Here is a 23,786-nt window from a genome sequence, read left to right as displayed (position 1 = left end):
TAATTAACATAAGATATTATTTGGTTTAATCCAATCTTTAAAATAAGACTTGCGACAACATAGGCTAAAACATTGGTGAGTATTTTGTTAATGCTAGTTTGTTTGCAATGCTAGTCTTCTTTTTGCGCATCAATATCATACGATGTGTTATCTCCTTTTTGTTCACATTTACTAAATCATCTATGTTCCAAAACAAGACAAACAGGCATAAATCTCGCTTTCACTTCAAGTTAATGGTGTGTTGCAATGCTTTTACATCAGAAGAAGGACCAACAAAGACATGGAAAGGGCTTGGTTCGATAACGGGTTGAAGCGACGAACCAATGATTTGGAAATCTTCTGGAAACAAATCGAATGTCACACGCACCGTTTCTCCTTTCTTTATCGCCACGCGTTTAAAGTGCTTTAGCTGCTTAACAGGCTGTACCACCGATGCTGTTTCGGGGGTGAGATATAGCTGGGCAACCTCTTCACCATCGCGTTTACCTGTGTTGGTGAGGTCGAAACTCAGCGCATATCGGCGTTCGCCAATTTTGTTTACTTGAAGATTGTCGTAATGAAAGGTGGTGTAGCTGAGTCCGTAGCCGAAGGGAAAGAGCGGAGTGGCCTGCATTTCCACGTAATTATGTGGCAAGGGCGCACGCTTATTGTAGTAAACAGGCAGCTGCCCTTCGCTTCTTGGCACCGAGATGGGCAACCTTCCTGCAGGGTTGTAGTCGCCAAAGAGCACATCAGCAATGGCTGTTCCGCCTGCTTCGCCGGGATAATATGCCGTGAGGAGTGCGTCGGCATGCTCGGCAGCCCAATTCTTCAACAAGGGTCGTCCTTCAATATACACCACGATAAGGGGTTTTCCAGTGGCCTTCAAGGCAAACAAAAGGGTTTGTTGTTTACCCAAGAGCGAAAGTGTTGCGCGGTCGTAGCCTTCTCCACTCTCCATATCGCTCACGCTGTTTGCATTCACTTCGGCAGCTCCGGTGGACTGATAGTTGGTTTTAAAGTCGCGCGCACTAGACCCTCCCACGCATGCCACCACCACATCTGCACGCATTGCAACCTGCACGGCCTCGTCAATTTGTGCGCTAGCCTCATCCCTTATGGCGCATCCGCGAGCATAAAGCACCTGTTGTTGTGGCAGTTTCTGTCTTACACCCATCAAGATAGTGGTTACATCGCCCATAGCTTGTGGTGCCGTATAGTCGCCAAGCAGGTTATAAACATTGTCGGCATTGGGCCCAACAACGGCCACCCGCAAGTTTTTAGAGAGCGGAAGCACTTCCCCATCATTCTTCAATAGGGTTATTAACTGGCGCGCAGCATCTAGCGCCACTTGCTTATGTGCAGCCGAATGCACTTCTTTGGTAGCCTTAACATCGACATAAGGTTTCTCGAAAAGCCCCATTTCAAATTTCTTTCTCAACACTCTGGCACATGCCTGGTCGATAAGTTTCTCACTCAAAGCCCCTTTCTGCACAGCCTTTTCCAGTTCGGCATAGGCATTACCCCCAAGGTCTACATCCACTCCTGCCTTTAAAGCCATAACAGCTGCTTGCTCAAGGTTGGCACAAACGTGGTGCGTGTGATAAAGTCCGTCGATGCTATAAAGGTCGGAAACAACAAAACCATCAAACGCCCACTGCCCTTTTAGCAGATTGTTATATAACCATGCGTTGCCTGTTGAGGGTATTCCATCGAGCGAATTATACGAGGTCATCACAGAAAGTGCCCCTTCTTTTACCGCTTTTTCAAACGGAGGAAAGAAGTTTTGCAGAAGGTCGCGTGTGCCAACAACGCTCTGATTACCATTCTGTCCGCCCTCAGTTGTGCCATAAGCAATAAAGTGCTTAAGCGTAGCAATAGTGGAATAGGGATTTACCAAGTTTCCACCGCCCAGTCCCTTTACCATGGCAGCTCCAAGCTGCGAAGTGAGAACAGGGTCTTCGCCCATACTCTCTTCAACCCTAGACCAACGTGGGTCGCGCGAAAGGTCTAGCACAGGTCCATAACTTATATGTGCTCCTTGCAGCCTTATTTCCTTTCCTATCACCTGCCCCACGCGTTTTAAAGTCTCCTCATTCCACGTTGCAGCAAGTGCCAATCCCGTAGGAAACACCGTTGTTCCGATAGCCATGTGTCCGTGTGGCGCTTCTTCGGCCAAGAAAAGAGGTATTCCCAATCGGGTGTTTTCAATGGCATAACGTTGCAATGCGTTGCCAGCAGCTGCAGCTCGTTCGGGATTTAGTCCGTTGTCAAGTGTTTTCTGCGTCCAAGGGTCGGCCCTGTAAGTAGCCCACAGCATTCCGATGTGTCCTTCGCGCAAATCTTTTTTAAACTGTTCGGATGGCACGGGCTTGTTTCCTTTCAGTTCGTAGTAGTTCCACGCCAAGGTACAACGCAGCTGTCCAATCTTTTCGGCCAGTGTCATACGCCCTAGCAAGTCGGCAACTCGTTCGTTAATGGGTAGGGTTGGGTCTTTATAGAGCATCTTCTGAGCCCATGATGCAGCGCTGCAAAGGGATAAAATGATGGCCAAAATTGTTTGTTTCATACATGTGGGTGTGAATATTTAGAGTTTGCCGACTAATCATCTCGTTGTGATTGTGCTGAGCGATATGTTTGTTTAAAGCCATGTTGCGTGCTTAAGCTAACAGCGAGACGGCATACTTATCGCATAGCAACATATATGTGGGTACTTATTCCAACCTTAACAGCCACTTCAAAGCCTGCTTCTTGTTTTCTTCGTAGGTCGAGAGGCGAGGCATATAACCCAAGTTGGGGTTCACCTTATATAATATGGTGCGTGCATGTTTGGCTTGGGGTTGTTTAAAGAAGGCGTTATACCAAGCCCAATGTTTGGTGGTGTCGGCATTATAAGCCAAATAACTTCCCTCGGCCTTGTCAATGTAACGTTCAAACGCGGTCTTGGCATCAGCCGAAAGGGCATCCATGTTGCAATTTACATTATATAAAAGATGGTGACGAGAGAACAAACGGTCAACAAAGGGTGTTGCGGGTGTAAACACGTTCACAACGAAGCCTAAGCTTTTACCCAAGGCACGAAGATGCTCTGTTTCGGCATTTTCTTGACCATCGGTCATTACCAATACTTGCTTCAATGGTATGGTAGCCTTGTTGTATTTTAGCAGCGAGAGGTAAACAGTATTCATCAAATCTTCTTGTGCATTGTCTTCTGTGGTCTCCCAATACATGGCTCCAAGCAAGTCTCGGTCTATTATATATTGACATTTGGCAGCAAACGAGCGTGTATTTTCTGCAGCCCATGCCAGTTGTCCCGACCAATCTGCAAGATATGGCACCTGCCCCACCGAGTCCCAGCACGCTTTATAATAACCGCCCGTATAGCCTGTCTTCATATAATGTTCTAAGATATTGTTGCCATGGTCGCCTCGTCCATAAAGTGGAAGTCCCAAACAGAGTTTGTTTTTGGGCACACCTGCTTTGATATGGGCGTCTACAGCCTCGCTAACGGTAATGCGACCTGATAGCGGTGAGCGAAAAAGTGTGGTGTGATGTTTGGGTGCATCGGCCACATCGTATGCCATAATGTTCACAAAATCCATGTATTGTATGCACGAACGAAAGTCTACATACAATGCATCGGCTATGGTTGCAGCAGTTAGCAATTTGTCTTTTCCTAACGTCTTACGCAAGTCGCGCATCAGCAAGGTGAAGTTTTTGGTGTCGTTGGGCGAAGACGAAATACCTGCTTCGCTGCTTGTGGGGTATTCCCAATCAATGTCAATGCCATCTAGTCCATACAATTTCACAATGCGTGCGCAATCTTTTGCAAACATCATACGGTTCTTTGCATCGGCAGCCATCTCCGAAAAGTTTCCGCTTGTCCATCCACCCACCGAGAGTTGTATTTTCAATTTGGGATTAATCTTTTTCAGTGCCACCACCTTTCGCAAGAAATCTGGGTTTTGAACGTCGCATCCGTTAAAGGTTTTGTTTACGTGTCCAAAGGCATAATTTATGTTGGTCATCAACATTGGGTTGGGCAATCGCTGGTCGGTCCACGAGCAAACATAGGCTATTACCAGTCGGTTTTGTTGTTGTGCCAACACGCAAAGACTCATCAGCATAAGCAAAACGCTCATCCATAAACGCGGTGTTTTATTTATTGTCATAACAGGTTGTATTGTTGTTGGTGTTGAAGTTGGTGTAAAATTACAAATAAAATTCGATACAACAGCAGCTATTTGGGCATGTTTTTGTATTTTTGCATCTACAAGTAACACCCTAAACATCAATTATCTATTTACGATAGAACTATGAGTAAAAGTTTTCTTTTGGGTCTGCTCTGGCTAATCTTTCCCGCAACCACGCTAGCACAGGGCGAAATTCACCAACGTTCCACCATATACGAGGCTCCAAAAGACGAGCAAGTGATAAAGAAACTGAAACATTGGCAAGACCTTAAGTTTGGTGTTTTGATGCACTGGGGACTTTATTCGGTGCCTGGAATTGTGGAATCGTGGTCTATCTGCGACGAAGATTGGGTGACGCGCGACACCACCTGCACCTATCAACAGTACAAAGATTGGTACTGGGGGCTATGCAACGAGTTCAATCCCACGAAGTTTAACCCCAACCAATGGGCCGACATCTTGCATCGCGCAGGCATGAAATATATGATATTTACCACCAAACACCACGATGGTTTTTGCATGTTCGATTCTAAATTCACCAATTTCTCTATCGCAAAACATGCTTTTAAAAACCATCCGCAACGCGATGTGCTGAGACATGTGCTGTCGGCTTTCCGAACTAAGGGCTTTATGATAGGCGAATACTTCTCGAAACCCGACTGGCATTCGCAAGATTACTGGTGGGATGTTTACCCCACTAAGCACGGGCGAAACGTGAACTACGATGTAAATCGATGGCCCTGGAGATGGCAACGCTACAAAACATTTGTGTTTAACCAACTGGAAGAGCTGCTCACCAATTATGGTTCTGTTGATATTCTTTGGCTAGATGGCGGATGGGTTAACAAGGATAACAACCAAGATATCGACATGCCGAAGATTGCACAGATGGGTAGAGCACACCAACCTGGCCTTATTATGGTGGACAGAACCATACACGGCGAATTTGAAAACTATCAAACGCCCGAACGAACCATTCCCGATACGCAACTGAACTATCCCTGGGAAAGCTGCATTACGCTTAGCAACGACTGGGGATGGGTGCCCAATGCCACTTGGAAAAGCCCTCACACGGTGGTGAACATCTTGGCAGAGATTGTGGCTAAGGGTGGTAACTTGGTGCTAGGTGTTGGGCCTACTCCCCAAGGGTTGATTGAACCTGAAGCCGAAAAACGACTCATCGAAATTGGGCAATGGCTCAACCGCTATGGAAAAGCGATATACAACACCACCACAACTCCTATATATAATGACAAACAGCTGTGGTTTACTGCCAGCAAAGACGGCAAAACACGCTATGCCATCTACGCACTTAAAGACAACGAGACTCGTCCTCTCTCGTTGCGATGGCGGGGTAATGCACCCAAAAGCGTGCAATTACTTGGTACTGGCCAACGCCTTAAAATGCAAAAAAGTGGAGATGTAACAACTGTTGCTTTGCCCAAAACGTTAAAAAATGAACCTTTTGCGCTTCAACTGAACATGTAGTGCCCTAGCCGTTTACGTCTTTCGGTGCGCAATTTATCGCATCACACACTTCAAGGAGACAAGAACTAGGAGATTAAAACAATACACGAAGTTTGTTTTTTCTTACAAATTAAGTTTTATAAATTGCGTGCCTACATTTATTTTACTACTTTTGCATTCATAGTGATTTACACTTAATTATGGTACCCGCCTAAAAACACGGATTTGGAGAATTAATTCCTTAATCCTCCATGTACACAGTTGGGCGCTACACCTAATAATAAAAAACAACAAACAGATTGTTAGTTAACAATGAAGATAAAAACAGTTCTACGCAAATCTCCCTTATATGCAGTGGCAAGCTTTGGAATGCTTTTGCTGAGTAGTTGCTTTCCAAGTTTCAACTCAGCCGAAGAAGTTATGGAGTACCTCAAGAAAGAGTTTCCCGACCACGATATCGTACTTTCTTCTGAATACAAAACAAGTCGTGGCTTAATGGAAGATTGGCGAATTTGGAAATTTACGCTATCGGGTTATCCCAAAGACACCTTTCAAGTGGCCAGCCATATCGGCAGTTACCCCTTTCCGATGATGAAAACAAATAAAGGTATCATCAGCAACTTCTACAAAGTGGTTACTCTGCGTCGTGAACTAGAATTTGAACAAGGCCCTTTGAAGGCTTTCGATGCGCCAACGCGCCGCATCTGGCATCGCTTTCCACACACAGACTTCTCGCTGCGAGCTGCACAATGGGAGGTGGAAACGCTTGACGATATTTGGCGTGCCAAGCGCTTAATCGACGCTTTTGAACAATTTCTAAGCGAAGAAAAGGTAGGCAGCCACGCCCATTATTACTTGCGTATGTACATGCAAGGCCCATGTTATGCCTTGGGAGGGGGCAATTACATTGACTTTATGGATAATTTGGAGACTGCAGAACCTGGCGAAAAGAGTCCTTGCTATTTAAAATTTCATATATATGGCGACGTTAATAGGCAGGAAGTGTGCCAGATGTTTTACAACAGCGTGATGAAGTTTCATCAGCTGATGGCCGACCAAGGCAATGGCGTTACCAAAGAAAACTTTCAGGAATGGGCTGAGCAACAACTAAGGCTCAAAGCGCGCTTGCCAGAACTTTCCACCGAAGAGGAACGCGACTCGCTACGCAAGGTTCTTGTTGTTGACGCCGACGACGTGCGCCGGGTGTTTATTGATATGGGACAAAAACCTTATATGATGGTGACCTTAGCTAATAGCGACATGCGCCCAAACAGCCGCGGCATCTTCTTCACCTATCCGCAATTACGGGCTTTCTGCTTACGTAGCGGCTTGCGGGTGCAAGGCACTGGCGACCATTTTACGGTGAAGGGCGTTGATGGAAGTAGGTACGAATTTTCCATTCATTTCTACGAAGAGAAGAAAGACGTAGTGGGCTTTGAGGAAGACACCTGCTATTATCTGCGAAATGGCCGCAAAGTAGTGGTGCAGGGATTTTGGTCGCCCGAAGAATGCGTAAACGACGCACTTGTACGCCGAATAACGGGGCGTGATGTCAGGCAAATGGTGGTGAGCTAAGTGAAAAAACAGAACGTCTTCGCCCTTTTACTGAAATCCTAAGCAGCGAAAGTTTCCCTCGTTTAAGTGCTATTTGTGCAGAAAAGGTGCACAATTAGCACCAAAGCACACTGCATAATGCTGCAAAATACACGGTTATTCGTTGCTAAATGCGATGCTGTATGCAGCTAAATGCAACGCGAAAGAGTAAAAGATATATGTAATTTCGCTGTTGAGGCAGCATGATATATAGCGACCAGTTGATTGTACTAAATATCACCACACGCACTTTGGTAAACCTATAAACCTATAACCCCCAGATTTAAAGTACGTGTGCCATTAGTATTTGCGTACAAATAAAACCAAGTGGCCGTCTTTACCTTTATCCCCAATCGGTGATTAAACCACAATATTTCAAGAATTCTTATTTTTGTGTTGTTTCCTAACATCTTTTATTTTCTTCTTGCCATCTTGTTTGTCTTTGCAACTTGACGTAACCCACTACGTCTGCATTACAAAGAGAGCCCATCTGCTCGACAATAAAGCAAAATCTGTTTAGGCTCTAAGGAGCGATTGGGGGTGAATGTATCTATAAATTGAAAGGTATTTGTTATCTTTGTGATACCAACGCAAACACTCCTTTCGTATGAGAAATACTGAAGATATTAACGCACAGGTTTATAATCAGCAACTACTGAATACATCAACTCATCAACTCAAAACCTCAATTTGTTCTTTTTGTTTTACAACAGCACTCTAATTTTCACTCCAATCTAGCGAAGATATAAGCCGAAAAGTAGGAAAAAACCCACTATTTTTAACCATTCACGTCTATTATTTTGTCTACTTTTAAGAACACAACCTGCATTTTGCACCATTTAGACTTTCTAGTTTGGTTGCGAGCTCATATTTTTTAAAGGCCAAATATCCGCTTTTAGCCTCCAAAACCACACTTTTTAATGCCCATTTTGCCCTTTTTAGCCATGTATTTCATGCCGCGAAAGGGTTTTGTATATACCATTGAAGCGGATATTTATACCTCTCATTATGTATTTAGCACCATTCCATAGCGCATTTTGCACCATTTTGCATTGCGTTTAGCAGCAAAACGCACTCCATTTAGCAGCAAAACGCATTGCATTTAGCAGCATATTACACTGCATTTAGCACCAAAACGCACTCCATTTAGCGGCAAATAGCCCCAAAATGGGTATAAACGACGATTATTATAAATAAAAATTCATCTTATTGCATTTACAAGCTAACCCTATTTTACATCGAAACAAACCTTCGCGAGAATCGATTATTTGCGACAAGGTGAGCGGTTGGTGAACAGAAAGGGCAATAATAATGTTAAATTTACTGCTTAAAAATGGACAAAATAGATCGTATTGCATGCACGCACACGAGCAACTTGACGGAAAGCATGTACCCTTACGCCCGCTAGCGCGAGCGGTTGCAGGGAATGCTGCTTATAGTTAACGGAGCCTGCATCTTGCAAAGGTTGCAGTAATCTGCCATTGACAGCCTGTTTTCTGGCATGTAGAGAATGTTGTGAATAACTTTCTCTCGGTAATCGTTTAAGGTATAACCGCTTTTTGCCACAGACAAATGGGGCAGAATTATAGATTTTAAAGCATCTTTGTTCAGCACTTCGCAGCTGATAGAGAATTGCCTAGGTTTTGCATCACAAAGATAATAAAAACGTTCTCCATTTGTTGAAAGAATAAAAAAGTAACGACGACTTCCAACAAAATTGCGTAGTCACATATATTTTATTAATTTTGCAAACATAACAATTTACCTTTTGCTTTGACACACACCTAAAAGCGCGAGACATCAAGGTTCACGACTTAAACTTACAGGTGCAATTGGGCCGTGCGCAAGCAATTAAAACAATACCATATTTTGCCAACAATGAAAATAAAGAAAACGATAACTCAGTCGCCATTATTTATGCTTATGCTATTATTAGCATTAGTGGTGAGTAGCTGTTTCCCCAGTTTCAAATCTGAAGACGAGGTTATGGACTACCTTAAGGAAAAATTTCCCAACCAAGATATTGTTCTTTCCTCCAGTAGAACAACTAAGCGTGGCTGGACAAACGACATACGCATTTGGACTTTTACGTTATCGGGTTATCCTAAAGACACGTTTAGAGTGGCTTGCTATATTAGTAGTTACCCCTTCCCTATGATGAAAACGAGAAAAGGTATTATAACCGACTTTGATAAAGTGGTTACGCTACGCTGTGCAAAGGAATTTGAACAAGGGCCGTTAAAGCAGTTGGATGCTGCCACACAGCGAATATGGAGACCGTTTCCTGTTAGGGACTTCTCGCTTGGGGCGGCCACTTTAGCACTAGAAACAATGGACGATATTTGGCGCGCAAAACGCTTGATAGAAGCATTTGAACTTTATCTCAGCAGAGAAAACAACCTTAAAGAGAACCAATATTACTTGCGCATGTACTTGCAAGGGGAATGTTATAAACTGGAATATGGCAAACGTTCGCCTGGAGCAGAATCCGACAAAGAAGATGAGAAGGACGACCCAAACGAAACGAAACGCCCTTATATGAGATACCACTACTATTATTATCATGACAAACTGGAAGAACTGTGCATTGACATGTGTAACGAGTTAATAAAATATCATCAACGTATGGCCGACGAAGGCAATGGCGTTAACGATAAAACGTTTCAACTATGGGCTGAAAACCAGCTGAGACTTAAAGCCCAATGGCAAGAAACAACTAACAAAGAAGAACGCGACTCGCTTTACAAACGACTGGTTATTGCAACGAAAAGCATACACTACGACCTTATCGACTTAGGAGAGAAGCCCTATATGCTGGTTGTTTGTGCCGACTCTGCTTACCGCGAAACAGGACGTGGCCTCTACTTCACCCTACCGCAGCTTAGAACTTTTTGTCTACGCAGTGGTTTAAAGCCTGAAGGAAAAGGCGACCACTTTAAGGTAAAGGGCATAGATGGTAGTTGGTACGAGTTTTCTACCCTTTTTTATGAAGAAAAGAAGGATGCTGTGGGCTTTGACGAAGATACTTTCTATTATCTACGTAATGGACGTAGAATTAATATAAAGAACTTTTGGGCGCCAGATGAATGTTTACACGAAAGCCTAATACAACAAATAACTGGTCGCAATATTAGGAATATGGTTGTGCACAGTTTAAAAGAGTAGCACACTTCGCCTTTTACTGCTGAATTTAATATGTTTTTAATCCCCATTTTTTAAAACTTTCAACGTGATACCCTCATTTCAACAAATTCGCATTCAAATACTCAAAGAATTAAGGTATGGCAACATTATGCAAACCAAAGATTTGCAAACTCCCCTAGCCAATCATTTTAAACTTACCCCCGAAGAGGTAAATGCAATATACGATTCGGGGAATGGGAAAGTGTTTAGGGACCGCATTTCTTGGGCTTTATCCTACCTCTTTATGTCCAAACTGATTGAAAAACCTAAGCGTGGTGAATATGTTATTAGCCAAATGGGTAAAGAGATGATTGCTTCGTGCAACGAAGAACAAATAAACGCTTTTATAAATAAAGCGGTAAACAAGCCCAAAGCAACTACCGAGAATGTAACTACACCGACGGATGCCACAAACCCTGTTGAGGCCACCGAGTTAACACCTCAAGAAGCACTGAACAACTCGTTCGAAAACATTAAGCAGTCGATAAAAACAGACCTACTAGCAACCATCTTAAGCAAAAAATCACAGGCTTTTGAAATACTAGTTGTCGACCTTTTGCAAGCTATGGGCTATGGGGGCGAAATTAAAAATGCAGGCGTTGTAACCCAACTGTCTAATGATGGAGGCATCGACGGCATTATTAAAGAAGATGTTTTAGGCTTTAACCATATCTCTATTCAAGCCAAAAGATATGCAGAAGACAATCATGTTAGTCGCAAAGAGGTGCAAGCTTTCGTTGGCGCTGTTGCCGGAACGCCCTCTAAAAAGGGTGTATTTATCACCACATCCTCTTATACAAAGGGTGCCATCGAATATGTTGAAAGCCTAAATGGGTCGCCCATCATCATCTTAATTAATGGTGAACAACTCACTGAATATATTTATGAATGTGGACTTGGCCTACAAACAGAAAGAGTTTTGAAGGTTATGAAACTAGATAGAGACTATTGGGACACCATGCTTGACGAGTAAACGAGGGGTGAAAGGGTGAAAGGGTGAAGCCCTTTCACCCTTCTTTATTCGTATCTCATAGAAGCTGCGGGATTGATTTTCGACACCAAATAACTAGGTGCGATTAGCACAAACACGCTGATAACTAGCGTGGCCACATTGAGTAAGAGCCATACAAAAAGGTTGAACTCTACTGGAACAGTGCTAACGTAGTAGGTGGCGGGGTTTAGTTTCACCAGTCCTGTGTAATGTTGCAAGACAATAAGTCCCAAGCCGATGAGGTTACCAATGAGCATTCCCTTGCCAATGGTGAACACCGCGAACCAAAGAAAGGTGCGACGGATAGTTGTGTTACGTGCGCCAATGGCCTTAAGGATGCCAATCATGGCCGTTCGTTCTAAAATAATGATGAGCAAACCCGAAATCATGGTAACGCCAGCAACGGCTAACATAAGCCCCAAAATAATCCAAACGTTGAGGTCGAGCAGGTCGAGCCACGAGAAAATCTGCGGATTCATCTCTTGAATGGTTTGAGAAGAATAGGTTTCGCCGTAACTATCGATGGTGCGGTTCACCTTCTCCACCACGCGTTCAGCCGTTTGGTTAAGCAGGTTAAAATCGTTAACCGTTAGTTCTGCGCCACTAGCTTGGTCGGTTTCCCACGCATTTAGCTTCACCGCCGTATACAAATCAATAAAACACGTTACCTTATCAAATTGCGAAAGATTGGTTTGATAAATGGCAGCAATGGTAAATCGCCTAGCCTTTACACCTGTATTATCAATGAAATAAGCAAAAACCTTATCGCCAAGTTTAAGGTTTAGCTGGTCGGCAATGGCCTGCGAAACCATCATTTGTTGTTTTCCTACCGTGTCCGAGAAGTGTGGAATGGCGCCTGCCACTAGGTTTTGGTGTATAAAGGTGGTGTCGTAGTCGGCCGCTATACCCTTAAATGCCACGCCCAGAAAGTCTTTATCTGTTTTAAGTATGCCTTGCTTCACGGCAAAACGCTGCACATGTTTCACGCCAGGGATGGCACGCAGCACCTTCAACATGGAATCGCCCATCTGTATGGGGTATTGTTCGGATGCCTGAAGGGTCATAAAGTTGGCCACTTGAATATGACTTCCAAAGCCCACCACCTTATTTCTGATGGTGTGTTTGAAACCAAAAACAACGCTCACAGATACCAACATCACGGCCAAACCCACAGCCACGCCAGCAATTGCTATGCGTATGGCGGGCATATCTACACGTTTTTTATCGGCGTTGTTGGTATAAATGCGCTTTGCGAGGAAGAAGGGTAAATTCACAAGTTGTTAAGTTTACGAGTTTATAAATAGAAGATGTTATAAATTGATGAAGTTATAAATTGAGGAATTGATGAGTTTACGCGTTGTTGTATTGAAGCATTGATGAGTTGATGAGTTGATGAATGACGGGGTGATGAACTGACAAACTAATGAATTGTTGAATTTATAAATTGACCAGTTCATGAGTTCATGGGTTCATGAGTTGTTGAACAGTAACTGATGAACCGATGAACCAATGAACTGCTGTAATAATGAATGATGAATTGATGAATGATGAGTTGATGAATGACAAGTTAATCAATAACAAGTTGAGAATAATGGGTTGACGAACGAAGCCATTTTCACTCTTTCACCTTTTCACCCTTTCACTCTTTCACCTTTAAAAGTCTTTTCATTTTTCGTCAACGCGCCCAGGATATTCTTCGAGAGCCTTACGCAATATCACCAACGCACGTTCCAAGTCTTCTTTTTTCAGTACGTAGGCAATGCGCACTTGATTGTATCCAGCGCCAGGAGTGGTATAAAAACCAGAAGCAGGGGCCATCATTACCGTTTCGCCTTCGTAGCTAAATTCGTTTAAGCACCAGCGACAGAACTTCTCGCAATCGTCTACAGGCAACCTTGCCACAGTGTAAAAGGCTCCCATAGGCATGGGCGAATAAACCCCTGGTATACTGTTTAGCCCATCAATAAGGCATTTGCGACGCTCTACATATTCATCGTACACGCTGCGGAAATAAGCTTCAGGTGCATCGAGCGAGGCCTCAGCCACAATTTGTCCCAACAATGGAGGCGACAAACGTGCCTGACAGAATTTCATCACCGTTGCCCTCAACTCTTCGTTCTTCGTGATGAACGCACCAATACGCACTCCACATTCGGAATAACGCTTCGAAACAGAGTCGATAAGCACCACATTATTCTCAATTCCTTCTAGGTGGCAGGCACTGGTGTAAGGTGCATCGGTGTAGATATATTCGCGATAAACCTCGTCTGAAAACAAATAGAGGTCGTATTTCTTCACCAAGTCGCGTATCTGTTCCATCTCGCTTCGGGTGTAAAGATAGCCCGTTGGGTTATTAGGGTTACATATCAATATACCCTTTGTGCGTTCGTTTATCAATTCTTCAAACTTTTCTACCTTGGGCAACGCAAACCCCTCGTCAATCGTTGTAGTGATGGTACGAATGGTTGCACCAGCCAAAAGCGCAAAAGCCTTGTAGTTGGCGTAGCCTGGCTCGGGGATAATAATTTCGTCGCCAGGATTCAAGCAAGCCATAAGTGCAAAGAACACAGCTTCAGAGCCTCCAGTAGTCACAATAATATCATCGGGCTTTACGTCTATGTTATATTTCTTGTAATAAGAGATGAGTTTCTCTCGGTACGACTGGTAACCTTGCGATGGAGAGTATTCAAGAACCTTGCGATCGATGTGTTTCAGGGCATCTAGACCCACTTGCGGCGTAGGCAAGTCGGGCTGTCCGATATTCAAGTGATAAACTTTAATTCCTCTGGCCTTTGCGGCAACGGCCAATGGTGCTAGTTTTCTAATGGGCGATTCTGGCATTTCCAACCCACGAACAGATATTTCAGGCATAATTATTTAGTTTTATGGTGATTTGCAAAGTTATCGAATTTAATCCGAAAAGTAATGCACGCATAGTAATTTTATTTGAATAAGACACATTTTTTTTGTGCCTTACGGATTAATTTGTTACTTTTGCCAACAAAATCAATAAGCAAAACACAAGCATGAGACAAAGAACTGCAGACTGGTTTGAAACAAAAATCAGATACGACAAAACCATGGACGATGGCATGTTGAAACCCATCACCGAACAATATGTGGTAGACGCACTAAGCTTTACCGAAGCCGAAAACGCTATCATCGAAGAAATGTCGGCATTTATTGCGGGAGATTTCAAAATCACAGGCATCAAACCCGCACCTTATCACGAGGTGTTTTTCAGCGAAAACGATAACGACGACAAATGGTATAAGGCAAAATTGCAATTTATTACGCTCGACGAAAAAACCGAAAAGGAAAAAAGGTCGAACGTTAATTATCTTGTGCAAGCCGCCAGTTTGCAGGGAGCCGTTAAGCACATCGACGCTGTAATGGGTAACACAATGATTACCTACGACATTGCTAGCGTTACCGAAACGCTCATTATGGACGTTTACGAACACATGGCAACAATGGGTAAAACTGTCGCTAACGACAAACCCGAATACGAAGAAGACCCCAAAAGCACCAAGGAGGCAGAATAATGGCTACCGATGTGGCAGGAAACCTTAAGCGCGTGGCACAAAGCTTGCCACCACACGTTAGACTGGTGGCTGTTAGTAAGTACCATCCCAACGAGCAATTGATGCTGGCCTACAACGAAGGACAACGCGTTTTTGGCGAAAGCAAAGAACAAGAGCTTAGCAAAAAGGCCGAACAACTGCCAAAAGATATTGCTTGGCACTTTATCGGACACCTGCAAACAAATAAGGTGAGGTTTATTGCGCCCTACATCAGTATGATTGAAGCAGTAGACAGCTTAAAACTACTGCGCGAGATTAACAAGCAAGCTGAAAAATGCGGACGCGTTATTGATGTGCTACTTGAACTGCATGTGGCCGAAGAAGATACCAAATTTGGACTCACACTCGACGAGTGTAGAGACCTCTTGGCAGCTGGCGAATGGAGAGATATGAAAAATGTGCGCATCTGCGGACTGATGACTATGGCCTCGAATGTTGACAATGATGAGCAAATACGCGCTGAACTAACTACTGCTTGGCGCTTCTTCGACGAGATTAAAAGCCTTTATTTTGCTCAAGACGAGGCGTTTAAAGAGCGTAGCTGGGGCATGAGCCACGATTATCCCATCGCCATCGAATGCGGAAGCACTATGGTACGCGTGGGCACGAACATCTTTGGCGAGAGACAGTATTAATGCTGTGACGCCTAAATTCTGCTTACACTTGCAGTTAACAGCTACATCCACTCACTACAACAAGCAACAACGATAATAAAGACAAACAACAAACACACCCATACAAATATGAAACAAACGATATTGGTAACTGGCGGAACTGGATTTATTGGTTCGCACACCACAGTTGAACTGCAACAAGCTGGATACGATGTGGTTATTGTAGACAACTTGTCGAACTCAAACGCAGAAGTGGTTGACGGTATTGAACAAATTACGGGCATTCGCCCCGCTTTTGAACAAGTGGACTGCTGCGACAAGCAGGCGCTAGAGGCTGTATTTGCCAAATATAAAGACATCAAGGGTATCATTCACTTCGCTGCTTCTAAAGCTGTGGGCGAGAGTGTTGAAAAACCTTTGCTCTATTATCGCAACAATACGGTGTCGTTGCTCAACCTATTAGAACTGATGCCTGTATATGGCGTAAAGGGTTTCATCTTCTCTTCAAGCTGCACGGTGTACGGTCAGCCCACCAAAGAGCATCTTCCCGTAACCGAAGACGCACCCATCCAAGAGGCTTGCAGCCCTTACGGCAACACCAAACAAATTAACGAGGAGATTATTCGCGACTATATTCACAGCGGCGCACCCATCAAGAGCGTTATTCTTCGCTACTTCAATCCCATCGGTGCACACCCTTCGGCTCTTATCGGAGAACTTCCTAACGGCGTGCCCAATAATCTTATCCCCTTTGTTACACAAACAGCGATGGGCATTAGAAACGAACTGAAGATTTTCGGCAACGACTACGACACGCCCGATGGTACATGTATTCGCGACTATATCTACGTGGTTGACTTGGCCAAAGCGCACGTTAAGGCCATGCAAAGGGTGCTAGACATGGACACAGAACCAATTGAATACTTTAACGTGGGTACTGGTCGTGGCGTAAGTACTTACGAAGTGGTTGACAAATTTGAGAAAGCCACTGGCGTGAAGGTGAATTGGAGCTATGCCGCTCGTCGTGAAGGCGACATCGAAAAAGTGTGGGCTAACCCCGACAAGGCTAATAATGTGCTTGGATGGAAAGCCGAATCTGAACTGGAAGAGGCGCTAAGCACGGCCTGGAAATGGCAATTGAAACTGCGCGAGAAGGGCGTAATGTAAGCTGCTCGCCCGCTTTCCACTGAACTAAATAATGCACAAGGCGTGTTTTGTAAATGTGTCTTAGGCAACATTTCGTGGTTTGGGTTATGCCCATGCCTCTGTTGCTACTAACGATGCGTTTACAAAGCACGCCTTTGTGTTTGTGTTGTGCCAGAGTTCTACTGCATTTAACCCCAATCAGCTGTTAGAACCATTTAAATGTTGTGTATGGTTGAGCGCATTGCCTGTATTATGTTTGAAAGCACAATCTACAACGCCAAAAGAGTAATACAGCGAAGATAACAACAAGCAAACGAAAGACTGACTTGAAACATTGAGAACAATATAAAACATGCGATAAGCGGTATAACATCCAAGTTAAGTTGGATGTTTACTTCTTGTCGCTTCCTTTATCCAAATACCCTCTTCTAAAATCATACTGCCTTTAAATTTCTGCAGATGGCTAACTAGATAAGACGTAAATCTAGTAATTATATTTTACAAAACCACGCCCTACGCATCCCAATTCTAGACGAACACGAACCCAAAAAACGATATAAAACGCACCAAAACAAAAAAAAGCGCGAAGGCTTTTTACTTGTTTTTCGATCCATTTTTTGCTATTTACTATGTTTTTGCATTTCTCTTTGAAGAAAAATCAAGCCAAATTTGCATCAACAACAAAAAAAATATGCAGTCGGAATTTGTAATTTGCCTTGCATTTAGCACCAAAACACCTTGCATTTAGCAGCAAAATATCTTGCATTTAGCAGCAGATCGCATTGCGTTTAGCATAAAAACGCAAGGTTATTTGTAGCAAAACACATTATTTTTGCAGCAAACAACACTCCATAAGCGCCCTTGAAACATATAAACAACTGATTATAAAAGGATTATCCTTTAGGCACAAAAACGAATTGTAGACGTTTTGCAAAACGCATAATCATGCCGTAATCTCTTCATTAACGCCAAAGAAAAGCATATTTTTGCAACTTTACTGATAAACCTCAATAAATCAACATATTACAAACTTTTAAAATACGCGCTTATATTCACCCAACGTCCAGATTTTTTGTAGGGAAGGCAGCCACGATGCTAAAACTTAGTATATTTATTTTACAAAACAACAAACAATAATTGGCACGTATCCTGGTACGAATAGCCAACAGAAACATGAGTGTAGCAATCAAACCAGAAGGCTCCACACAAAAAAAAGCCCCCCCGCCCCCTTCATCTGCCCCACCCCATACCTAGAAACACAACTCCGACATTTAAAAATTATAAGCCCAGAGGATACGACAAAGCGTAAAAAAGGAACGTGATAACAATTAAGCAGTAGAAAGCAACACCCTAATTTTACGCAAATAATAGAAAACAAAAACAGCAATTACTCGTCATAAAAAGCATAAAACTGTTTGATTTATTACATTTATAAGATAGTAATATAAAACAATCTTTAGTAACAATTTGAAACCAGGGAAACAAAACACCACCAAACAACGGCTAATATATTCATTATCAGGCTTAAATAACACAAAAATAATTGTCACGAAACTATAAAAAGTCCATATTTCGAACCTAAATGTTACAATAAGCGCAAATTAAGTTTAATATGATAGCATTTTATCATTTTTTTGAACTATAAGCTATTGCAATGTAAAAAGAAAAGACTAACTTTGCCTTCGAGATTCGAAATAACACAGCACGCATAGAAAGCTAAAAAGTAGACCGTTGATTGAGTAAATGCCAACCTTGAGAATTAGACCATTTATAAGGCAAGCAATACATGAAGTGAACAAATAATACTTCCCTACTCATCGTATAGTGCTGTAATGCAATATAATAACCATTCAGACTACAGCTTCTGCAGTCTATCACTTAATAGAAACAACCTAAATTTTTGTAAGTATGAAAGTAAATTTATTGAAGGCCGCTCTGCCAATTTCAGTGGCATTATTCGCCATGACATTGGGCTCTTGTTCGCAAGATGAACAATTAATTGAGCAAAAAGGAGAGCAACAAAACGAGAGTAAATTATTGGACAAACAGGCAGACATTCAAAACTTTCTGCGCACGTTGCCATTAGCACCAAACATGACACGCGCAACTGCACCCGTTAGTCCAAATGATGGAACACCTGTGCCAGTAGACGAAAACGCTCCTGTACTAGAAAATGAGGGCGTACTGAATGGCATACCAGGCAACTGGGTGAAAACCACACGGCGTTACAAAATGACGCAAACGTTTGATGAAAACTTCCTTTTCGACCCAACCGTCGACATTATTTATCCTGGTTGCGTGCTTAAAGGCGGTACCATCTCAAACGGAACCTACGCCATGATTACTTCACACCAAACGGGTGATGTGACATTCTCTATCAGTTTGTCGCCTGCTAATCCCGCCCAAGCAAACGAAACATCGGCCACCATCCCTAACATCCGCAAGAGCGAATACCAAGCCGTATGGAATAAGTGGGCCAACATGGATTGGAAGGAATCGCCTGTAACAACCATTGAGAGCGTAGAGAAAATCAACTCTCAAGAGGAACTCGTTACTAAACTGGGCGTTGCAGTAACTACTCCTGTGGGTAATGGTTCGGTGAACCTAGGTTTTAACTTCAACAAGAAGAAAAATCATATCTTAGCTCGCCTTATCCAAAAGCATTTCTCTGTTTCGACCGATGCACCAAAGAAGGGTACTATCTTCGAATCTATTGATAAAGATGCGCTAGACGAATACCAACCCGTATACATTTCTAACATCAACTATGGTAGAATTATATACTTGTCTATCGAAACCGACGAGAACGAAAAGAACATTAACGAGGCTATTGAATTTGCATTGAACCAAATTAAGGGCGTTGACGTTAACGTTTCGGTTGACCAAGCGGTAAATTACAGAAAGATGCTTGCAAAGAGTGATGTACATATCACCGTATTAGGCGGCGGTAAAACCATCCAACAAGAAATCTTAAAGGGCGACATCGACTCGTTCCAAAAGTTCCTCGCAGCAGACATCCCCATGGAACAGATGCACCCCATCAGCTTCTCGCTTCGCTATGCTGTTGACAACACGCAGGCTCGCGTAGTAACAAGCAACGAGTTTACTGTTACGCAACGCGACTTCGTTCCTACATTCAACAAGGTTCGCATGCAAGTGCGCGTGCTGGGCTTCTCGGGTAAGAACACAGGACCCTTCCCCAACCTCGACAAGAAGGCCAACATCTGGGGTAAAGTTGCCATCGCACTTAACGGACAAGAGTACGAACTGCTGAACATCCCACAAAAAAATCCGTTCTACTTTAACTATCGCGAGAAGAACGAAGCCATGCACCAGATTGGTAAAGGCGGTATTGTAAACATTGAATTTGATAGAAATGGAGAAGAAAGCTTGGAAGACTTCGTTGACCATATGAAGATGACTTTCATTACCGACCTTCATACCGACAATGGTATTTACAAATATAACTACGACCGCACGGAATACAACCATACATTTGGTAGCGTTTACTCAATGTTCAAAGGCGAAACACCCATTGTGAAACTTGAGTGCAGCTACAAGCAAATTAAGATTCATGCTTATGTAGAGATTATGGATATTAAGTTCTTTAAGTAATAACTTACTCCCCCAAATCGTTCATTAGACGAGGTTGGCCACAAGCTAAAGCCAAAAATAGTCGTACCATTGACTACACACACAAAGGCGATTAGTTATTGTAGAAAGCTTAAAACCTTTCAGAGCCACACCCCACACTAATGAACGATTTGGGATTAATATAATATACAAAAATGAAAAAGTCATTTACACTGATAGCGTTCCTGATGCTGCTTTGCCAGATGGTTTTTGCAGGACCTATCGACCAAGCACAGGCATTGAAACTGGCTGAAAACTTCTTCGGAGCAGGCGCAACAAGAGCACAACTGAAGATGACGTATAAAGCGTCGGCAATAACTAGAGCCGGACAGGCTGAAGAAAACTTGTTCTACATCATTAATCGAGGGAACGAGCAAGGCTATGTGGTGATTGCAGCAGATAATCGTGTGAAAACAGTTCTCGCTTTCTCGGACAAAGGAACACTCACCGAACAAGATATTCAAAACCATCCATCTATTAAATGGATGTACGACGAATATCGTAACCAAATAAAGTGGGCCATCGAAAACCAACCCGACATCCCATCCAACGAGTATAAAATGGCTGCAACCACTCGTGCACGCAACTATCAAATAGAAATCCAACCACTGTTGGAATATGCTACCGATAGAACCACGAAACTAGCCACACCCATTAGCTGGGGACAAAGCTGGCCCTTCAACCAGTATTCGCCTAACTATCGTTATAACGGCAACAGCTATCCCACCGTTTCGGGATGCGTTGCAACGGGTATCTGCACCGTGCTTCGCTGGCATAAGTGGCCACGTAAGGCAACTGGCTCTGTGAGCTATTATTGGAAAGGAAAATACATGGCGTTGAATTTCGATGGCAACGGCTCTGAAAATGCAGCTTACGATTGGAGTCAAATGCCCGCCGGAGTGGACGGAGCAGGTCGTGACAGACTAACAGGAAGAAGGGTTACAGACGTGCAAGCCGACAACATCGGCAGATTGCTGCGCGACATCGGTTATGCAGTAGAAATGGATTATAACCCTGCTGCAGCTGGTGGCTCGGGTGCTTTCGTATACAAGGCCCCAAGAGTGCTAACAAGAAACTTTGGGTATAAAAACACGGTTAGATTTCTTGAGCGCGACAACTATTATGACAATGCATGGCTCAAAGAAATTCACGACGAGATGCGCGACTACGGACCCGTGGTATATGCGGGCTATTCTAATGGAGGCGGACACTGCTTTGTGCTCGACGGATTTGCCTCAAACGGTTATGTTCACGTAGACTGGGGATGGAACTATTCGTCTAACGGATGGCATCTGCTCAACGTGCTTCGACCAGGACAAGAGGGCATCGGCGGTGGTGCTGGTGGATACAGCTCAAATCAACAGATGCTTCGCTATCTGAAACCCGATCGCGACTTCGACCCAGAGCCAGACCCTAACCCAAATCCCGACCCAAAACCCGACCCCAATCCAGACGAAGAAACAGAAATTAGCCTGTATATAGCCGCTAAATGTGCACAAACCACTTTGGAACAGCGCAATTCGGTGCCTATCACCATCACCGTGGGTAATTCTAATTCGGAGGAAAGTTATTATGGCAGACTTGCTTTAGCTATCTTCAAAAACTCGGATAGCAAGGCTACTATTATCGGTACAACCACTGCTTCTATTGGTGCTGATGCCAAAAAGGCTATCACCTTCTATGCTAATCTGGCCAATATAGACCCAGGAACATACAACTTATCGGTTAACTATGCCTATGGCTCGGGATATAAACCCATCAACGACATCGCTGGAACTGTAACCGTTGGAAAAACTAAACCCAACCCTGAACCCGACCCAGATGTTACCACAGCGAAACCTGAACTAGTGGCTGTACAAAAAGTGATAAGCTACATTACAAAGGGAGAAAATGCCAAGATTGTGGCTACATTGGCCAACGAAGGTAAGGCATCGTACAACGGACAGCTTAGATTGTATGCACTACCAATAACGTCTACGAATTTGAGTTCGGCCACCGTTATCTGCGAAGGCAATGCAAAAGTGGAAAAAAGTCAGCGCGTTACATTCTCATTCTACACCAACGATAACTTGAAGACGCTCAACACGGGCAAATATAACCTCATTATTGGCTACTTTGTAGACAACAAAGAAATAGCTGTTAAAGCTAGCTCTGGCACGCTAGCCTGGAAAATCGGAGAACTAACCATTAATCCAGAAAACAACAATAATAAGGTAACAAAAGACGATGTTAAGCTGCAAACCATCTACTTCTATCAAAGTGGTTCATATCTTGGTACAGACAATGCTTATATTTCAAGAAGTTCGGGCAAGTTCACTGCTCGCGTCTATGTGAAAACCACAAAGGGCTTTGAAGGTCGTGTATGCTTCTATGTAACTGATATGCAAAATGGTTCGAAAGCTATTAATAGCTATATGCAAGACAAGCGCACTGTTTCTATGAAGCCTAATTCTTATGGATACATTGATGTTGTGATGCCAACGACTTACTTACGCAATTCTCGCTACTACATGAACATCATGTATAGCACGAGTGGCACTAACTGGATGTACTATCCAACAGATGCTGTACCCTTCTATACATATGCAAGCTATAGCCTGCCCGCCGACATGAGTGAATGGGACAAGAATCCGACAATGGGTCCAACGTTCGACTTTAAAACAGCCCCTGCATTTGGTCAGCTGTACCAGTCGGTAGGAAACAAGGCCGATGGAAATGCTATTGATAATACATTAGGTATTGGTGAAGTGAAAGCAAACGAGGCCGAACTTACACTTTACGCGAATGTTGTAACTAGCGAAATAACCATTTCGGCTCAAGAGGCTGGCGTGTTAAACTTGTTTAGCGTTTCGGGCAACCTCATCTGCAAGTACGATGTAAAAGCAGGCGACAATGTTATTGATGTTACCAATCTACCCGCTGGGGTATATCTCATCAGCAAGGGAAAAACTACGCTGAAGTTTGTTAAGAAGTAATATCTAAATAACTGCTCCAATCTAGGCAGACTGCTATAAAGATTATACAACATATCTTTGTAGGGGTCTGCCTTTTTTATTTTAGGTTATTTTATCGACCGAAAATCGGGATAAAAGTCAACATTGGTTTGGGGCGATATAGCCAGTCGCTATCGCCAAACAACAAAACCATGGTGCTTGCTTTAAGGCAAATCGCACATTAGGTGTATGGAATGAACAATGGGGAGCTAACCAAACAAAAGCCGTAAAACGAGGTTTACGCATTCACAAACGGAAATAAAAATGAAGAAAACATTTGGTATTTATCGAAAAAACTGCTACCTTTGCACCGCATTTGAGATAATGCCCTTATGCAATAAGTAGGGAAAGGCCGATATGGCTCAGTTGGTAGAGCAATTCATTCGTAATGAATAGGTCCCCGGTTCGAG

The 23,786-nt window shown here is 43.3% G+C and carries 13 protein-coding genes; 9 read left to right on the top strand and 4 right to left on the bottom strand.

Annotated elements, in window-relative coordinates; translation table 11 throughout:
* Positions 1-220: 220 nt before the first annotated feature.
* Both QME03_RS01760 and QME03_RS01755 read right to left on the bottom strand, forming a co-directional pair.
* Positions 221-2,548, bottom strand: coding sequence for a glycoside hydrolase family 3 N-terminal domain-containing protein (locus QME03_RS01760; protein WP_281723281.1), 2,328 nt, complete (start codon positions 2,546-2,548; stop codon positions 221-223).
* 145 nt (positions 2,549-2,693) lie between these two features.
* A complete protein-coding gene (locus QME03_RS01755) occupies positions 2,694-4,151 on the bottom strand; it encodes a glycosyl hydrolase family 18 protein (protein WP_281723280.1) in 1,458 nt (485 codons plus the stop codon).
* Positions 4,152-4,295: 144 nt separating this feature from the next.
* Between QME03_RS01755 and QME03_RS01750 the strand changes: the two genes are divergently transcribed.
* From QME03_RS01750 to QME03_RS01735, 4 genes are all read left to right on the top strand, one after another.
* Positions 4,296-5,660 (top strand): alpha-L-fucosidase, encoded by a 1,365-nt coding sequence (locus QME03_RS01750; protein WP_281723279.1) that lies wholly within the window; start codon positions 4,296-4,298, stop codon positions 5,658-5,660.
* A 399-nt stretch (positions 5,661-6,059) separates the two neighbouring features.
* Positions 6,060-7,214 carry a regulator of G-protein signaling domain-containing protein gene (locus tag QME03_RS01745; RefSeq protein ID WP_281723278.1) on the top strand — a complete coding sequence of 385 codons (1,155 nt, stop codon included), beginning with the start codon at positions 6,060-6,062 and terminating at the stop codon, positions 7,212-7,214.
* A gap of 1,896 nt (positions 7,215-9,110) precedes the next feature.
* A complete protein-coding gene (locus tag QME03_RS01740; protein WP_281723277.1) occupies positions 9,111-10,397 on the top strand; it encodes a hypothetical protein in 1,287 nt (428 codons plus the stop codon).
* A gap of 64 nt (positions 10,398-10,461) precedes the next feature.
* Positions 10,462-11,388 (top strand): restriction endonuclease, encoded by a 927-nt coding sequence (locus tag QME03_RS01735; RefSeq protein ID WP_281723276.1) that lies wholly within the window; start codon positions 10,462-10,464, stop codon positions 11,386-11,388.
* Between the two features lie 44 nt (positions 11,389-11,432).
* On the opposite strand, the gene QME03_RS01730 is transcribed toward QME03_RS01735, so the two are convergent.
* The gene (locus tag QME03_RS01730) at positions 11,433-12,680 is read right to left on the bottom strand and encodes an ABC transporter permease (protein ID WP_281723275.1); all 1,248 of its coding nucleotides are present in this window, start codon (positions 12,678-12,680) and stop codon (positions 11,433-11,435) included.
* A 391-nt stretch (positions 12,681-13,071) separates the two neighbouring features.
* Positions 13,072-14,277 carry a pyridoxal phosphate-dependent aminotransferase gene (locus QME03_RS01725; RefSeq protein ID WP_281723274.1) on the bottom strand — a complete coding sequence of 402 codons (1,206 nt, stop codon included), beginning with the start codon at positions 14,275-14,277 and terminating at the stop codon, positions 13,072-13,074.
* Between the two features lie 155 nt (positions 14,278-14,432).
* Here QME03_RS01725 and QME03_RS01720 point away from each other — a divergent pair, with 155 nt between their 5' ends.
* The 5 genes from QME03_RS01720 to QME03_RS01700 all read left to right on the top strand — a co-directional run bounded on the left by QME03_RS01720 (position 14,433) and on the right by QME03_RS01700 (position 23,358).
* Positions 14,433-14,951 carry a DUF4494 domain-containing protein gene (locus QME03_RS01720; RefSeq protein WP_273261880.1) on the top strand — a complete coding sequence of 173 codons (519 nt, stop codon included), beginning with the start codon at positions 14,433-14,435 and terminating at the stop codon, positions 14,949-14,951.
* Complete coding sequence (locus QME03_RS01715) at positions 14,951-15,625, top strand: YggS family pyridoxal phosphate-dependent enzyme (protein WP_281723273.1); 675 nt, start codon at positions 14,951-14,953, stop codon at positions 15,623-15,625. The genes QME03_RS01720 and QME03_RS01715 overlap by 1 nt, the downstream gene beginning before the upstream one ends.
* 108 nt (positions 15,626-15,733) lie before the next feature.
* On the top strand, positions 15,734-16,771 hold the full coding sequence (gene galE / locus QME03_RS01710; RefSeq protein WP_281723272.1) for a UDP-glucose 4-epimerase GalE: 1,038 nt from the start codon (positions 15,734-15,736) through the stop codon (positions 16,769-16,771).
* Positions 16,772-18,658: 1,887 nt separating this feature from the next.
* Positions 18,659-20,365 carry a thiol-activated cytolysin family protein gene (locus tag QME03_RS01705; RefSeq protein WP_281723271.1) on the top strand — a complete coding sequence of 569 codons (1,707 nt, stop codon included), beginning with the start codon at positions 18,659-18,661 and terminating at the stop codon, positions 20,363-20,365.
* Between the two features lie 173 nt (positions 20,366-20,538).
* Positions 20,539-23,358, top strand: coding sequence for a thiol protease/hemagglutinin PrtT (locus QME03_RS01700; protein WP_281723270.1), 2,820 nt, complete (start codon positions 20,539-20,541; stop codon positions 23,356-23,358).
* Positions 23,359-23,786: the final 428 nt, after the last annotated feature.

This window comes from Hoylesella shahii (genome assembly GCF_937990675.1).
Taxonomy (GTDB): Bacteria; Bacteroidota; Bacteroidia; order Bacteroidales; family Bacteroidaceae; genus Prevotella; species Prevotella shahii.
This window is presented reverse-complemented; position numbering and strand designations above follow the sequence as displayed.